Genomic DNA, 16,819 nt, shown 5'->3' on the forward strand with positions numbered 1-16,819 from the left:
GAATCATGATGAAGCAATCGAAGCGATCATGGCGTATCGGCATCGCGGTGCTTGCCGCCGCGGCGACATTGGGCGTCGGCGCGCCCGCCGCCTGGGCGGCCGACGGCGATGCGGCCCTCGAACCGGCTCCGGCGACGACGCTCGCCGCCACGCCCGCGCCGGCCGCCGATCAGGCCGACAGCTGGCAGGCCAAGCTCGACGCCGCCAACGACGGTGACACGGTCACGCTGAGCGGCACCATCGCCGACAGCCTGGTCGTCAAGAAGAAGATCACCATCACCGCCGCGGAAGGCACCGTGTTCACCGGCAGCCTGCGCATCAACGCCTCCGGCGTGACCGTGAAGGGCGTGACGTTCACGCTCGACCCGGCCACGAACAAGAACGCGCAGAACGTGATCGTCAGCAACAAGGCGACCGGCGTGACCATCACCGGCAACACGTTCGTCATCGCCGCGGGCGACCCGGCGACCGGCGCCTCGCAGAACAAGGACTGGCAGCCCAGCTCCGTGTGGCTTGAGGGCGGCGCGAACGGCACCGTCATCAGCGGCAACACGTTCAAGCTCGGCCAGGTCGTCAACAACTCGGCCGTCGGCGTGAACATCGTCGGCAACGGCACGAACCCGATCAGCGGCACCAAGATCGAGAACAACACCGTCACCGCCGGCCCGATTTCCGGCAACGGCGCCTCCGGCTCGATGATGTTCGTCGTCGGCAACGGCAACACCGCGGCCGGCTCCTACGGCATCACCGACACCACCGTCACCGGCAACACGGTGAAGAACGCCACCGGTTTGTCCGCTGACAAGTCCAGGGTCTACGGCGTCGCCGTCACCGCCACGAAGAACACCACCATCAGCAGCAACACGATCGAAGGCTACTTGGCCGTCTCCTACAGCGTGTGGCCGAGCCAGGGCCCGAACGACGGCGTGACCATCAGCGGCAACACGCTCGACTCCTACGCCGGCGTGTTCCTCGGCGACAAGGTCACCGAGAAGGGCCTGACCGTCAAGGGCAACACCTTCGGCGAGAACACCCAGATTCCGGTGGTCGACCAGCACGCGAACGCGGCCGTCACCGATCAGGACGGCGTGGCGTACGGTTCCGTCGCCGCCGCGCTCGCCGCGGGCGCGACCACGGTCACGCTGCTGCACAACGTCGCCGAGGACGTGACGATCGCCGCCGGCAAGACCGTCACCATCGACCTCAACGGCTACACGCTCACCAACAAGACCGCCGACACGATCGTCAACAACGGCACGCTCACCGTCACCGACTCCAGCGCCAAGAAGACCGGCGTCGTCGACAACGTGACGCACGGCAAGGCCGCGGTCAAGAACACGATCGGCGCGACCGCCACGCTGGACGGCGGCACGTTCCGCCGCTCCAAGGAGGCCGGCTCCGACCCGAAGAACAACGGCGGTAACTCGTTCTACACGCTGCAGAACATGGGAACGATGACCATCAACGACGGTGTCACCGTCGAATCCAAGCTCGCCGACGGCACCCCGTCCAAGTTCTCCAGCGTCATCGCCAACGGCTTCTACAACGGCATCAAGGACAACCCGGACGAGAAGACCGCCGAACTCACCATCAACGGCGGCACCATCACCGGCGGCCTGTACATCAAGAACGACGAATACGGCAAGCTGACCGTCAACGGCGGCACGATCACCGGCACATCGGCGGCCGTGCTCAACTACGGCACCGACGAGATCGCCGGCGGCACGCTCACCGCGACGAACGACAAGGCGCGCGTCGTATGGAACATCCGCATCGACAAGTCGGCCACCAGCGCGCCCGGCAAGCTGACCGTCAGCGGCGGCACCATCACCGCGACCGGCAGCCAAACCGCGATCTACCAGGATCAGAGCCAAGGCACCGGCGCGATCGCCATCACCGGCGGCACCGTGCAGGGCCCGATCTCCCAATCCGATGCCGATGCGGATGCGGCCGACGCCGGATTCGCCATCAGCGGCGGCACGTTCACCGTCAAGCCGGACGCCGGCTACCTCGCCGACGGCTACGAGGTGACGGAGAACGCCGACGGCACGTTCGGCGTGAAGAAGACCACCCCGGAGCAGCCGACCAAGCCGGAGAACAAGCCGGAGGCGAACAAGCCCGCCTCCAAGCCGGCGAACAAGCTGTCCGCCACCGGCTCCAGCGTCCTGCAGATCGCCGTCGCGGCGATCGCGCTGCTCGCCGTCGCCGGCGGCATGACCGCCGTCTCGCGCAAGCGTCGCTGAATGCGACGGCGCACCGGAACGCGAGTGACGTGACGGTGCGCCGGGACGTGACCGGACGATAGGAAAGGCCCGGTGCCGTGATGCACGGTACCGGGCCTTCGCGTGTCATAAATTGCTCGTATAGTTAGGCGCATGCCTACATTCACACGCGAAGAAATCGTGCATTTGGGCGATCTGGCCCGAATCGCGCTCACCGATGAGGAGATCACCCGTCTGCAGGGCGAGCTGAACGTCATCGCCGATTCCATCAACAAGGTCCAGGAGGTCGCCTCCGACGACGTCGAACCGACCGCCAACCCGGTCCCGCTTGAGGCGTACCTGCGCCCGGACGTGCCGGTCACGCCGCTGACGCAGACCGAGGCGCTCGCCGGCGGCCCGAAGACCGAGGCCGGCATGTTCGTCGCGCCGCGCATCCTGGGAAGCGAGGAGTGAGCCGATATGACCGAAGCAACCAACGAACTCGTCAAGCTGTCCGCCGCCGAGATGGGCGCGGCCATCAAGAAGGGCGACGTCTCCAGCCGTGAGCTGGTCGACGCGCACCTCGCCGTGATCGAGGCCGCCGAGCCGAGCATCAAGGCGTTCCTCAAGGTCTCCGGCGACGTGGCCCGCGAACAGGCCGACGCCTTCGACGCGAAGTCCGCGGACGAGAAGGCCGCCCTGCCGCAGCTGGCCGGCGTGCCGATCGCCATCAAGGACATGATCGTCACCAAGGGCATCGAGACGACCGCCGCCTCGAAGATCCTCGAAGGCTGGGTTCCGCCGTACGACGCGACCGTGATCGAGAAGCTCAAGGCCGCCGGCATGCCGATTCTCGGCAAGACCAACCTGGACGAGTTCGCGCAGGGCTCCTCCACCGAGCACTCCGCCTACCAGACCACCCACAACCCGTGGGATACCGACCGCGTGCCCGGCGGTTCCGGCGGCGGCTCCGCCTCCGCGGTGGCCGCGTTCGAGGCCCCGCTCGCCCTCGGCACCGACACCGGCGGCTCCATCCGCCAGCCGGGCGCGCTGACCGGCACCGTCGGCGTGAAGCCGACCTACGGCGGCGTCTCCCGCTTCGGCGCGATCGCCATGGCCTCCTCGCTCGACCAGATCGGCCCGGTCTCCCGCACTGTGCTCGACTCCGCGCTGCTGCAGGAGATCATCGGCGGCAACGACCGCCGCGACTCCACCTCCATCCCGGAGGGCCCGCGTCCGATGGTCGCCGCCGCGCGCGAAGGCGCGAAGCGCGACCTCAAGGGCGTGAAGGTCGGCCTCATCAAGGAGCTCAGCGGCGACGGCTTCCAGGCCGGCGTCTCGGCTCGCTTCAACGAGGCCGTCGACAAGCTCAAGGAGATGGGCGCCGAAGTCGTCGAGGTCTCCTGCCCGCGCCTCGAATACGCGCTCGGCGCGTACTACATCATCATGCCGTCCGAGGTCAGCTCCAACCTGGCCCGCTACGACGGCATGCGCTACGGCCTGCGCGTGATGCCGCCGGCCGGCGTGCCGCAGACCGCCGCCAACATGATGGCCTACACGCGTGAGGCCGGCTTCGGCGACGAGGTCAAGCGCCGCATCATCCTCGGCACCTACGCGCTGTCCGCCGGCTACTACGACGCCTGGTACGGCTCCGCGCAGAAGGTGCGCACACTTATCATCGAGGACTTCAAGAAGGCGTTCGAACAGGTCGACGTGCTCGTCTGCCCGACCAGCCCGACCACCGCGTTCAAGCTCGGCGAGAAGACGTCCGACCCGCTGGCCATGTACATGAACGACATCGCGACCATCCCGGCGAACCTCGCCGGCGTGCCCGCCATGTCGATCCCGGCCGGCCTGTCCGACGACGGCCTGCCGGTCGGCTTCCAGTTCATCGCGCCGCAGCAGCGCGACGAGGTCATGTACAAGCCCGCCGCCGCGCTCGAAGCCGCGCTCGAAGAGGACTGGAACGGTCCGATCTGGAAGGACCTCAAGGCCCCGTGGCTCGACGGTCTCGCCGGTTCTGCCAAGTGACCCGCATCGGAAGGAACAGGAAAGCAACATCATGGCTGAAAAACTGATGAAGTACGCCGATGCCACCAAGAAGTACGATGTGGTGTTCGGCCTGGAGACGCACGTCGAGCTGTGCACGAAGACCAAGCTGTTCTGCCCGGCCGAAGTAAGCTTCGGCGGCGAGCCGAACACCCAGCTCACCCCGGTGAGCCTCGGCCTGCCCGGCTCGCTGCCGGTCGTCAACAAGACGGCCGTCGACTACGCGATCAAGCTGGGTCTCGCCCTGCACTGCGAAATCGCCGAGTGGAGCCAGTTCGCCCGCAAGAACTACTTCTACCCGGACATGCCGCGCGACTACCAGATCTCCCAGTACGACAAGCCGACCAACGGCAACGGCTACCTGGACGTCGAGCTGGAGGACGGCACCGTCTTCCGCGTGCCGATCGAGCGCGCCCACATCGAGGACGACGCCGGCAAGAACACCCACGTGGGTGGCGCCGACGGCCGTATCGAAGGCGCCGACCACTCGCTGGTCGACTACAACCGCGCCGGCGTGCCGCTCATCGAGATCGTGACCAAGCCGATCGAGGGCGCGGGCGACCGCGCTCCGGAGATCGCCGGCGCGTACATGCGCGCCATCCGCGACATCGTGCGCGCGCTGGGCATCTCCCACGCCCGCATGGAGCAGGGCAACATGCGCGCCGACGTGAACGTGTCGCTGCGCCCCTCCGCGGACGCCCCGTACGGCACCCGTTCCGAGACCAAGAACGTGAACTCGTTCCGTGGCATCGAGAAGACCATCCAGTACGAGATCCGCCGTCAGGCCGCGCGCCTCGACGAAGGCAAGGAGATCCTGCAGGAGACCCGTCACTGGGACGAGGCCACGCAGACCACCGCTGGCGGCCGTCTCAAGTCCGACGCCGACGACTACCGCTACTTCCCGGATCCGGATCTGGTCATGCTCCACATCACCAAGGAGCACATCGCCGAGATGGAGGCGCAGATGCCGGAGATGCCGCGCGAACGCCGCAACCGTCTCAAGGCCGAATGGGGTCTGACCGACCTGCAGCTGCGCGACATTCTCAACGCCGACGCCCTCGACCTGATCGAGGAGACCGTCAAGGCCGGCGCGACCGCCGGCGGCGCGCGCAAGTGGTGGCTCGGCGAGCTCTCCCGCGAAGCCAACGCGAAGGGCGTTTCGCTCGAAGAGCTGCCCGTCACCCCGGCCGACGTGGCCGAGGTCGAGAAGCTCATCGCCGACGGCAAGCTCAACGACAAGCTCGCCAAGCAGACCATCGCCGGCGTGCTCGCCGGTGAAGGCACGCCGGACGAGGTCGTCAAGAAGCACGGCTACAAGATCGTCGAGGACTCCGGTGCCATCGAGGCGGCGGTGGACGCGGCGTTCGAGGCCAACCCGGACGTCGTCGAGAAGCTCAAGAGCGGCAACATGAAGCCGATGGGCGTGATCATCGGCGCCGTGATGCGGGCGACGCGCGGCCAGGCCGACGCGAAGGCCGTCACCAAGATCGTCATGGGCAAGATCAAGGGCTGATTGGCTGGTTCGGTCGGCTGAAGGGGTCGAGCGGGAAACCGCTCGGCCCCTTTGTCATGTGAGGAGAAGGGGCATCGCATGGATAGCTGCGTCTGTGGCCCCCGATGCGGCGGACCGGGACCACCCTCAGTCGGCTTTGCCGACAGCTCCCGCCGGCGGGAGCAAAGGGTGAGGTGCGGAAAAGCGGTCAGGGGGCTTTCAGGGTTTATGCAGACGAGTAGGATAGTTTCGTCAATGATTGGTTTCAATGAGGCGATACCGATCAGGCGAACGAATGCGAGGGATTGGACAAGGAAATGACTGAGCACACGGAAGCAACGGTGGCCGAGCCGCGGCGAGACCTGCCGGAGCGCATCGTGATTCCGCCCATCCGCGGCGAAATGGTGCATCTGCGTCCCGCCACCGTGGAGGATCTCCCCAAGCTCGACGAGCTGGAGGCCTTCAGCGGCGCCACCAAGATCACCGGCAAGGATGCGGCCGCCGAACGCGCCGTCGTCCACGCGTGGGTCCGTCGTTCCGTCGCCTGGACGGAAGGCCGGGCGCCCAGCGAATCCGGCGTGGGTGATCCGGAATCCCGTCGCACGATGGCGTGGGCGTTGCTCACCGACGCCGACCACGACATGGACCACAAGACCGACGCCGCATCCACCGGCAACGTCATCGGCATGATCTTCCTCATCGACATCGACGGCTGGTCCAAGTCCGCGCGCATCCAGGTCATCCTCGGCGAGGACTACCGCGGCCGCGGCTACTCGCGTGACGCGATGCCGCGCGTCATGACCTACGGTTTCGCGCCCGAACCCGCCGGCCTCGGCATGCACCGCATCTGGGTGGCCGTGCCCGAGCAGAACTCGCGGTCCGTGTCCGTCTACCAGTCGCTCGGATTCGAGCCGTCCGGCACGTCGCGCGACGCGCTGTGGGATCCGGTCAGCGGCAAATACCAGGACCTCATCGTCATGGACACGCTCGTCGACGAATACGATCCGATCCGCTCGCTCGACGCGTTCGGCATGCACGTCATCGAGGACAATCCCGGCGTGAAGGAGGCGCTGAGCGCGCGCGAACACTCGATCGCCATCCAGCAGCGTACCGACGGCGCGGCGCAGGACGCCGACGCGGACCGACGGGACGCGCGGCGCACCGCCGCCACGGACGCGCCGAGTCGCGACGACGCGCACCACATGACGCCCGACGAGGCGCGCGCACGCCTCGGACTGCCGCCGAAGCACACGGAACCGGCGACGGCCGCGCACGCCGCCGAACCGGACGAGGAAAGCAACTGGCCGTACGGGCAGAGCGAACGCAAGACGTCCAAGGACGCGTGGTGGCGCACGCTCGGCCGCGGGCGCAAACGCGAGTCGGAGAAATGACGGCAACGACGGATAGGGCGGGCTACCGCTACAGTGGTAGCCGGTAGAGTACGACAGAACGAGACGGGCCGCATCGGCGACGGGATTGCCGCGATGCGGTCCGTTGGTTTGCGAGGGACGGTGCGGCACGGAGCCGCGCCGGACCGGACGACCCAAGCATCGAAGGACAAGCGATAGACATGAGTGCCGAGGATCTCGACAACTACGAAACCGACGCCGAACTGGCGCTGTACAAGGAATACCGCGACGTCATCAAGCTGTTCACCTACGTGGTGGAGACCGAGCGCCGCTTCTATCTGGCGAACAAGGTGGACTTCAACGTGCGTTCCGCCGGGCAGGACGTCTACTTCGACGTGCAGCTCACCGACGCGTGGGTGTGGGACGTGTACCGTCCGAGCAGGTTCGTGAAGAACGTGCGCATCGTGACGTTCAAGGACGTCAACGTGGAGGAAGTGCAGAAGACCGACATCGACATTCCGGACGACATCCACTGACGGCATCCACCGACGATACAGGTGCGGCGCGAAGGGCGCGGCACGGGATGCGACGCTGGGTGTGCGGGCTGGTTGTGCGCCGATGCCTTTTCCTGGATGCCGGAGCGCATTGAGAACGTGCACAAGTTGGGGCATATGTGAGGAAATGCACAGGAGCGGCGTGCGGTTCCGGGCGCTCCGGTAGGATATGCGTGATTTTTGTTTTAAGGAGATGAACGTGACCGACAAGCAATCCGTGGTGATCATCGGCGGCGGCCCGGCGGGCCTGACCGCGGCATGGGAGCTCATCAAGGACGGCGGCGCCGACAAGTATGACGTCACCGTTCTGGAGGAGACCCGCGAATTCGGCGGTATCTCGCGTACCGTGAAGCATAACGGCAACCGCATGGACATCGGCGGCCACCGTTTCTTCTCGAAGGACGACCGCATCATGGACTGGTGGAAGGACGTCCTGCCGCTGCAGGGCGCGCCCTCCTACGACGACAAGAAGCTCGGCCGCGAGCACGACATGGAGCCGGGCGGCCCCGATCCGGAGAAGGAAGACAAGGTGATGCTCAAGCGTCACCGCGTCTCCCGCATCTACTGGAACCGCCACTTCTTCGACTACCCGATCTCCCTGAGCCCCAACACGCTCAAGGCGATGGGCTTCAAGCTGACCATGGTCGCCGGCTTCTCCTACCTCAAGTCGATGATCCACAAGCTCCCCGAAGACAATCTGGAGAACTTCTACATCAACCGCTTCGGCCGCAAGCTGTACTCGATGTTCTTCGAGGGCTACACGGAGAAGCTGTGGGGACGCCACCCCTCCCAGATCTCCGCCGACTGGGGCGCGCAGCGCGTCAAGGGCCTGTCCATCCTGGGCGTGCTCAAGAACGCGTTCCAGAAGCTCATGCCCAAGAAGCGTTCCAACGCCGAAGTGGAGACCTCCCTCATCGAGGAGTTCTGGTACCCGAAGTACGGTCCCGGCCAGCTGTGGGAGACCGTCGAGCACAACTGCGAGGCCGCCGGCGTCAAGGTCGTCACCGATGCGAAGGTCGTCGAGGTCCGTCAGGACGGCGGCCACATCACGTCCGTCGTGACCGAGGATTCCGAAGGCAACCGCAAGGAGCTCACCGCCGACCAGTTCATCTCCTCGATGCCGGTCAAGGACCTCGTCAACGCGATCGACGCCGGCCGCGAGTCCGTCGACGGCACGCACGCCCCCGCCGACATGGTCGAGGTCGCCAACGGCCTGCCGTACCGCGACTTCGTCACCGTCGGCCTGCTCGTCAAGCACCTGCGCCTCAAGAACACCACCGACATCCCCACCCTCGGCAACCCGCCGATCGTGCCGGACTGCTGGATCTATGTGCAGGACCCGGGCTACAAGGTCGGTCGCCTCCAGATCTTCAACAACTGGAGCCCGTACCTCGTCAAGGACGTCGACGACACCGTGTGGATCGGCCTCGAATACTTCTGCGAGGAAGGCGACGCCTTCTGGAACATGAGCGAGGAGGAGGCCACCAAGTTCGCCATCGCCGAGCTCACCCGCATGCACGTCATCGCCGGCCCCGCCGACGTGCTCGACTCGCACCGCGAACGCGTCAAGAAGGCGTACCCCGCCTACTTCGACACCTACTCGCGCATGGACGAGCTCGTCGAATACCTCGACGGATTCGGCAACCTCTACTGCGTCGGCCGCAACGGCCAGCACCGCTACAACAACATGGATCACTCCATGGCCACCGCCATCGAGGCCGTCGGCAACATCAAGTCCGGCAAGACCTCGAAGAAGAACGTGTGGTCCGTCAACACGGATAAAAGTTATCATGAACAGAAGTAGTCGGTAGACGCATCCCGTTGAAGCCCCCTCGGTTCTCCGAGGGGGCTTTTGCGTTGGTCGGCTCGACGTTGTAGAGTGAGTGCAGTTCGCGGGCATTGCATTGCGGCGAACGTTTCGTAGCGGCCGAGGCCGCAATCACATTTCAGGCGCGTGCCGGTGCGGTATGCCGTAACGGTGGGCGCTGTGGAAAGGTAAGAACACCGTGGCCAATAGCCAGAATCTTGAGGATATGAAGCTGCCGGAGCTCAAGGAGCTCGCCAAGCAGATGGGTCTGCGCGGTACGTCCACCATGCGCAAGCCGGAGTTGCTCGCCACGCTGCAGGCGGCCCGATCCGGCGGTGCGGCCCCCGAAGGCGTCACCGTGCGCGCGCCGAAGAAGACCACGAAGGCCGCGAAGTCGACCGCCAAGAGCGCGAAGATCGCGGCGAAGACCGGCGAGCAGACCGCCGCCGAGCCGAAGACCGCCGCGACCGAGCAGGCCGCCGCCCCGGCCCCCGTCGAACAGAACGCCGCCGCACAGAACGCCGACGCGCCCGCGGCACCCGCCGAGTCTACCGCCGACAAGACCGCGGAATCCGCGATCGACGCCATCGACTTCCCCGCGCCGAAGTCCCGTCGCAATGCGCGCAAGGACGATGCCGAGGACCGTCCGGCCCGCCGCGACCGCCGCACCAACGCCGCGGCCGACACGCCGCTCATCGACACCACGCATCTGCTCGACACGCTCGACCTCGGCAAGGCGACCGAGGAGCCGGAGCATCCGCGCGGCCGCCGCCACACCATCGACGAGAACGGCGACGAGATCATCGTCGCGAACGTGCGTCGCCGCCGTCGCCCGTCCGAGGAGAAGGAGCCGCAGGAGGAGGTCGTGCGCGACCTCGACGACATCCTCGCCACGCTCCCCACGCAGGACAACGCGCCGCGCAAGGACGACGACGAGGAGCCGCGTCGTGGCCGCAACGACCGCGCCAATCGCAACGACCGTCGCGACCGCGGCGACGCGCGCGACGATCACGCGGATCGTCGCGGCCGTCGTCTGCGCGGTCGCGGACGCGACTTCGACGAGCGCGACGACCGCCGCAACAACCGTGACGACCGCCGCGACATGGACCGCAACGACCGCGACGTGCGCGACCTGCGGTTCGACGATCGCGGCGACCGCAACATGCGCGGCGACCAGAACGATCTCGTGCCGGTCGCCGGCATCGTCGACGTGCTCGACTCCTACGCGTTCGTGCGCACGTCCGGCTACCTGCCGGGCCCGAACGACGTGTACGTCTCGATGGGACAGGTCAAGGAGTACGGCCTTCGCAAGGGCGACGCCGTGCATGGCGCCATCCGCGCGCCGCGTGAGGGCGACCGCCGCAACCAGCGTCAGAAGTTCGTGCCGCTGCAGTCCATCGATTCGATCAACGGGATGACCGTCGAACAGGCGCTGAACCGCCCGCAGTTCAACAAGCTGACGCCGCTGTACCCGCAGGAGCGCCTCAAGCAGGAGACCACGCCGAACAAGCTGACCGGCCGCATCATGGACATCGTCTCGCCGATCGGCAAGGGCCAGCGCGGCCTGATCGTCTCCCCGCCGAAGGCCGGCAAGACGATCACGCTGCAGAACATCGCCAACTCGATCACCGCGAACAACCCGGAAGTCCACCTGATGGTCGTGCTCGTGGACGAGCGCCCCGAGGAAGTCACCGACATGGAGCGCACCGTGCAGGGCGAGGTCATCTCCTCGACCTTCGACCGCCCCGCCTCCGACCACACCACCGTCGCCGAACTCGCCATCGAACGCGCGAAGCGACTCGTGGAACTCGGCCAGGACGTGGTCGTGCTGCTCGACTCGATGACCCGACTCGCGCGCGCCTACAACATCGCCGCGCCCGCCTCCGGCCGCATCCTCTCCGGCGGCGTCGACGCGCAGGCCCTGTACCCGCCGAAGAAGTTCTTCGGCGCGGCCCGCAACATCGAGAACGGCGGCTCGCTGACCATCATCGCCTCCGCGCTGGTCGAAACCGGCTCCAAGATGGACGAGGTGATCTTCGAGGAGTTCAAGGGCACCGGCAACATGGAGCTGCGCCTGTCGCGCGAACTCGCGGACAAGCGACTCTTCCCGGCCATCGACATCAACGCGTCCGGCACGCGCCGCGAGGAGCTCATCACTGCGCCGCAGGAACTGCCGGTCGTCTACCGACTGCGCCGACTGCTCGGCGGCATGGAGCCCGAGCAGGCGTACCAGACGCTCGTGCCGCGCCTCAAGAAGACCGCCACGAACCGCGACTTCCTCGCCGCGATCGTGCAGCAGACCGGCGGCGGCACGGTCAACGGCAACTGAGTGGGGGAGTCGGTTGGCTGGTCGGCTGATGTCTGATTGGCCGACCGACTGACCACCCCCAGTCGGCTTCGCCGACAGCCCCCGCCAGCGGGGCGGATGTCGAACGAGCCGGACCGGGACAGCCTTTATCCGCGACAGCCCCGCGCCGGGGGCGGATGACCGCCATTCCACAGCCCTGTTCGTAACTGTGTTACGGACGGGGCTCGTTCGTTTCGGGCCGATTACCGGTGAGTACACCGCGTTTCCGCGGGTTTTCGGGCGTCACCGGGCGGTTACACGGGAACAATGTGGCCGAATCACGCGACTCGTACCGTCGGGAACCAAGATTCAAGCGAAACGGTTCATACGAATCACAGCGAGAATCCCGACATCACCAGTCGTGGACACCATCTGCAATCCCGGCCATCCGGTCGGGGAATCCCATCGCAACGATCGCCGCAACCGTGTCGAACCATCGACACGGCGGCGATTGGCAGCAATCGGCAGGCGGCGTCACGGCGTATAGAGAGGAACGTGATGAGGTTATGAAGCAGGTACGAACGAAGAAGACACATACGCGGATCATGGCGTTGACGGCGCTGGTCGCCGCCGCATCGATGGCGCTGGCGGGCTGCGGTTCGTCCGGGTCGAGCGCGAGCGGCGATTCGGGCGGCTCCGGCACGTTCCTGGCGGCCGGACTGTTCCCGTCCACCGGCTCGATGGCGTACATCGGACCGTCCAACGTGGCGACGCTGAAACTCGCCGTGGAGGACATCAATGCGGCCGGCGGCGTGCTCGGCAAGGACGCGTCGAGCACCACCGCCGACACCTCCGACGCGGACCACGCCGACCAGAACACGGCCGCCGCGCAATCCGTGCTCACGAAGAACCCGTCCGTCGTGATCGGCCCGCCGTCCAGCTCCGTCGTCAAGAACAGCTACAAGCAGGTGACCGCGGCCGGCGTGCCGATGATCTCCAACGGCGCCACCTCCACCGCGTTCAGCGGACTCGACAAGCTCTTCTTCCGCACGATTCCGCCGGACACCGTGCAGGGCGCCGTGCTCGGCCAGGTCATCGCCCAGGCGGGCGTGAAGAACCTCGCCATCACGGTGTTCAACGACGAATACGGCACGTCGTTGCGTGACGTGGTCGTCAAGACCGTCGAGGACGCGGGCGTGAACGTCGTCTACGGCGAGAAGGACACCTTCGACCCGACCGAGACGAACTTCTCGTCGATCGCCACCGCCGTGAAGGCGTCCAACCCGGACGCGGTGCTCGTCATCGCGTTCGATCAGACCGTCTCGCTCGTCAAGGCGTTGAAGACCGCCGGCGTCGACACGCACAAGCTGTACATGACCGATGGCAACACCGTCGACCATTCCGAGGACTTCGACGCGGGGCTCCTCGAAGGCACCATCGGCACCATCCCGGGCGCGCATCCGACCGACGAATTCCAGGCGCGCGTGAAGAAGATCGATCCGAAGGTCAAGGACTTCACCTACGCGGCCGAAACGTATGACGCGGTGGTGCTCGCCGCGCTCGCCGCGCAGAAGGGCGGTGCGACCGACGGCAAGACCGTGGCCAAGAACCTGCCCGCCGTGTCCGGCGTGGGCGGCGGCGAGAAGTGCGACTCGTACAAGGCGTGCCTCGCGCTGCTGAAGGACGGCAAGGACATCCAGTACAAGGGCCAGGCCAGCATCGGACCGTTCAACGACGCGCACGACCCGTCCACCGCGTCGATCGGCATCTACAAGTTCGGCGCCGACAACAAGCCGGTGTTCGACCACGCGCAGGAAGGCTCCGTGCCGAAGGCGTGAGGTTTCGGGAGTTTGCGGCCGTAGTGAGTTCCGCGGACGTAGACGTAATGGACAGGGGGTGGGTTCCGGACGACGTTCCGGAACCCACCCCTCGTCGTGTCGGAATGATGTCTCGGCGTACGTTTGCGACGGTATTTCGGGCGACCATCGTCGCAACGTACGCTGAGGAATCGTCAGTGTACGTTGGCGACGATGAAATCGGAAAATACCGTCACGAACGTACGCTACGTATGGGCGGGGACGTGTGTCACCCACGTGTAATGGAAACGGGCGGCCACAACACGGGCCGCTCACGCCGCGAGGTCGCTGAGCGCGTCGATTTCGGCGTAGTAGCGGTCCGGGTCGAGACCGTCGACGGTGGCGACGTTGGTCATGTGGACGCCGTCGAGGCCGCCGTGCGCGACGATTGTCTCCAACGTCTCGCGATGCCACGCGGACTTGAGATACGGGTCGATCGCCGGCTGCCCCATCGCGCGCATCGCGCAGACGAGCGCGTGCGCGCCCCAGTTCGACGTTCCGGACACGATGAGCTCGTCCGTCGCCACACGGCACGCGATCTTCTCGCCATGGTCGACGACGCCCTCGATCGCGTATTCGGCGACGCGGCCCATGCCGATCTCGTTGCCGCCGTCGCCTACGCCGATCGTATGCAGTTGCAGCTGCGTGAGCCGGCTCAGCGGCGCCGTCCACTCGGTGATGTCGATGCCGCGCATGTTGCGCGGATGGCCGTCCGCCGCGGGCCCGACGCGTTCGATGTAGATGATTGTGTCGATGTTGTTCGCCTTCGCCAGATCGATGACGCCGTTCATCCAGCCGTCGAACCGGTCATGCACCGGCGCGATGAGGATATGGTCGTCCGGCAGCATCGTCGCCGCGCTCGGCCGAATCACCGGTTCGCAGCAGTCGTCCGTGACGAGCCACGCGTCGCCGCCGATCGCGCGCAACGCCATGCACACCTCCAGCGCGCCCAGCGGGCCGTCCGTCTCGGCGGCCGGCACCTCGGCCTTCGGGATGTAGAAACCGGTGACGACGAGTGCGCGCGCCGGTTTGCCGGTGACGAGCTGGCGCGCCGCGCGGAACAGGTCGCCGCGCGAGAACGTCATCAGCGTCTCCGAGCCGCGGCCCACGTCGCGGCCCGCCAGGTTCGCGATGCGTGCGATGCGCGGGTAGAAGCGCCAGCTCGCGAGATTCGCGATTGAAGCGGTATTGCTGTCCATGATGATTCCCTTCTCTTGTGGTGTGTGAGATGCTCCGGTCAGCGGACCTCGCCCAATTGATCGTCGAAGGCGACCGTGTCGCCGGGTTTGGCCTGCTGGTGGACGGTTCCGGCGATGGGGGCGTCGATTTCGGTCTCCATCTTCATCGCTTCGACCACGACCACCGGATCGCCGGCGGCGACCGTCGCGCTGTCATCGACGAGCCAACGGACCACCGTGCCGGTGATCGTCGAACGGATCGCGCCGGCCGGTCGCGCGTCGGCGGCGGTCGCACCCGCGACGCCGGACGCGGGTGAGCCGGAACCCGCGGAACCGGCCACGCCGATTGCGCCGCCGATGCCGCCGACGCCCGCGAGCGACGCGGCGAGCGTGGCGGGCAGGCCGAGCCGCATGCGCCTGCCGTCCAGCTCGATCCACGCGTTGACCGGCCGCGGCGCGACGCCGCGCGCGCGGGAGCGCCGGACGCGAGCGTCGCGGCGTCCGTGCGCGGCAGCAGATCCTCCTCGATCCATCGCGTGTAGACGCGGAAACGGTCGGGGGAGGGGACGGCGGCATCGCGCACATCTGCGGTATCGCGGGAACTGCGTGTGACGGCGGTGTCACGTGCACCGGCGGGCATCGCGGTGAAATCGGGGTCGTTGATGACCGTCTCGTCGAACGCCTTGACCGTCGGAACGCCGTCGATCTTCAGCTCGGCGAGGGCGCGACGCGCGCGTGCCAGGCACGCGGCGCGCGTCGGCGCCCACACGACGAGCTTCGCCAGCATCGAATCGAACTGGTCCGGCACGATCGAGCCCGCCGCGACGCCCGTATCGAACCGGATGCCGGGACCGCTCGGCGCGCGCAGGCCGTCGATCGTGCCGGGGAACGGGACGAACCCGCGCGACGGATCCTCCGCGTTGATGCGGAACTCGATCGCGTGGCCGCGGGGCGCGGCGTCGGCATCCACGACGTCGCCGACGCTCGCGCCCTCGGCGATTGCGAACTGCGCGGCCACCAGGTCGACGCCGTTCGTCACTTCGGTGACCGGATGCTCCACCTGGATGCGCGTGTTCACCTCCATGAACGACATCGTGCCGTCCGGATCGACCAGAAACTCGACCGTGCCGGCGCTCGTGTACCGCGCGCGCTCGCAGATCGCGACCGCCGCGTGCTTGAGCCGGTCCTCGGTTTCGGGCGTGAGGAACGGGGCGGGCGCCTCCTCGATGAGCTTCTGATTGCGGCGTTGCAGCGAACAGTCGCGCGTGCCGACCGCGACCACGCGGCCATGCGCGTCGCCGAGTACCTGCACCTCCACGTGACGCGGGCGGGCGAGGAAACGCTCGATGAAGCAGTCGCCGTTGCCGAACGCGACCTCCGCCTCATGCGTGGCGGAGACGAACGCCTCCTCGACGTCCTTGAGCTCGTGAACGACCTTGAGACCGCGACCGCCGCCGCCGTACACGGCCTTGATGGCAAGCGGCAGGCCATGCTCGCGCGCGAACGCGACCACCTGCGCCGGGTCGTGCACCGGTTCCGTCGTGCCCGGGGCCATCGGCGCGCCCACTTCGGCGGCGATATGGCGGGCCTCCACCTTCGAGCCGAGCATGCGGATCGTCTCCGGGCTCGGGCCGATCCACGCAAGACCGGCGTCGATGACCGCCTGCGCGAAATCCGCGTTCTCGGAAAGGAAACCGTAGCCGGGGTGCACGGCGTCCGCATGGGCCTTGTTCTTCGCGATGTCGACGATCTTCGCGATGTCGAGATACGTGGTTTTGGAGGTCGCGCCGTCGAGCGCGTAGGCTTCGTCGGCGAGATGGACGAACAGGGCGTCCGCGTCCGGGTCGGCGTAGACGGCGATGGCCGTGCGGCCCGTGTCATGGCACGCGTGGATGATGCGAACCGCGATCTCGCCGCGGTTCGCGACGAGGACGCGGGAGATGCGGGAGCGGGTGGCGGTTGGTGTGGCGGTTGGTGTGGTGGGTGGTGTGGTGGGTGTGGGTGTGGTGGGTGCTGGTGTGGTGGATGTAGCGGGCATCGGAAGGT

The 16,819-nt window shown here is 66.9% G+C and carries 9 protein-coding genes and 2 pseudogenes; 9 read left to right on the forward strand and 2 right to left on the reverse strand.

All coding sequences use genetic code 11. The features are described 5' to 3' along the window. Positions 1 to 5 precede the first annotated feature (5 nt). The 9 genes and pseudogenes from BSTEL_RS07190 to BSTEL_RS07230 all read left to right on the forward strand — a co-directional run bounded on the left by BSTEL_RS07190 (position 6) and on the right by BSTEL_RS07230 (position 13,577). Positions 6 to 2,243 (forward strand): polysaccharide lyase domain-containing protein, encoded by a 2,238-nt coding sequence (locus tag BSTEL_RS07190; protein ID WP_034528824.1) that lies wholly within the window; start codon positions 6 to 8, stop codon positions 2,241 to 2,243. A 132-nt stretch (positions 2,244 to 2,375) separates the two neighbouring features. Next, positions 2,376 to 2,675 (forward strand): Asp-tRNA(Asn)/Glu-tRNA(Gln) amidotransferase subunit GatC, encoded by a 300-nt coding sequence (gatC, locus tag BSTEL_RS07195; RefSeq protein ID WP_034528827.1) that lies wholly within the window; start codon positions 2,376 to 2,378, stop codon positions 2,673 to 2,675. Positions 2,676 to 2,681: 6 nt separating this feature from the next. Then, positions 2,682 to 4,232 carry an Asp-tRNA(Asn)/Glu-tRNA(Gln) amidotransferase subunit GatA gene (gene gatA, locus BSTEL_RS07200; RefSeq protein ID WP_034528830.1) on the forward strand — a complete coding sequence of 517 codons (1,551 nt, stop codon included), beginning with the start codon at positions 2,682 to 2,684 and terminating at the stop codon, positions 4,230 to 4,232. Between the two features lie 31 nt (positions 4,233 to 4,263). Then, positions 4,264 to 5,763, forward strand: a complete 1,500-nt coding sequence (gene gatB / locus BSTEL_RS07205) for an Asp-tRNA(Asn)/Glu-tRNA(Gln) amidotransferase subunit GatB (RefSeq protein WP_034528832.1) — start codon at positions 4,264 to 4,266, stop codon at positions 5,761 to 5,763. Between the two features lie 296 nt (positions 5,764 to 6,059). Next, a pseudogene (locus tag BSTEL_RS07210) lies at positions 6,060 to 6,848 on the forward strand (GNAT family N-acetyltransferase); the annotation flags it as partial. 464 nt (positions 6,849 to 7,312) lie between these two features. Continuing rightward, positions 7,313 to 7,627 (forward strand): DUF2469 domain-containing protein, encoded by a 315-nt coding sequence (locus BSTEL_RS07215; RefSeq protein ID WP_033494454.1) that lies wholly within the window; start codon positions 7,313 to 7,315, stop codon positions 7,625 to 7,627. Positions 7,628 to 7,844: 217 nt separating this feature from the next. After that, positions 7,845 to 9,449 (forward strand): NAD(P)/FAD-dependent oxidoreductase, encoded by a 1,605-nt coding sequence (locus BSTEL_RS07220; protein WP_034529146.1) that lies wholly within the window; start codon positions 7,845 to 7,847, stop codon positions 9,447 to 9,449. 202 nt (positions 9,450 to 9,651) lie between these two features. Then, entirely contained in the window at positions 9,652 to 11,781 is a 2,130-nt protein-coding gene (gene rho / locus BSTEL_RS07225; protein ID WP_034528838.1) for a transcription termination factor Rho, read from the forward strand. A gap of 524 nt (positions 11,782 to 12,305) precedes the next feature. Continuing rightward, positions 12,306 to 13,577: an ABC transporter substrate-binding protein gene (locus BSTEL_RS07230; protein WP_034528841.1), complete on the forward strand. Its 1,272-nt coding sequence runs from the start codon at positions 12,306 to 12,308 to the stop codon at positions 13,575 to 13,577. A gap of 290 nt (positions 13,578 to 13,867) precedes the next feature. Here BSTEL_RS07230 and BSTEL_RS07235 read toward each other — a convergent pair whose 3' ends face one another. Both BSTEL_RS07235 and BSTEL_RS07240 read right to left on the reverse strand, forming a co-directional pair. Next, positions 13,868 to 14,794: a glutamate cyclase domain-containing protein gene (locus BSTEL_RS07235; RefSeq protein ID WP_034528844.1), complete on the reverse strand. Its 927-nt coding sequence runs from the start codon at positions 14,792 to 14,794 to the stop codon at positions 13,868 to 13,870. Positions 14,795 to 14,832: 38 nt separating this feature from the next. Beyond that, positions 14,833 to 16,715, reverse strand: a pseudogene (locus BSTEL_RS07240) (acetyl/propionyl/methylcrotonyl-CoA carboxylase subunit alpha). Positions 16,716 to 16,819: the final 104 nt, after the last annotated feature.

Source organism: Bifidobacterium stellenboschense (genome assembly GCF_000741785.1).
In the GTDB taxonomy this organism is placed as follows: Bacteria; Actinomycetota; Actinomycetes; order Actinomycetales; family Bifidobacteriaceae; genus Bifidobacterium; species Bifidobacterium stellenboschense.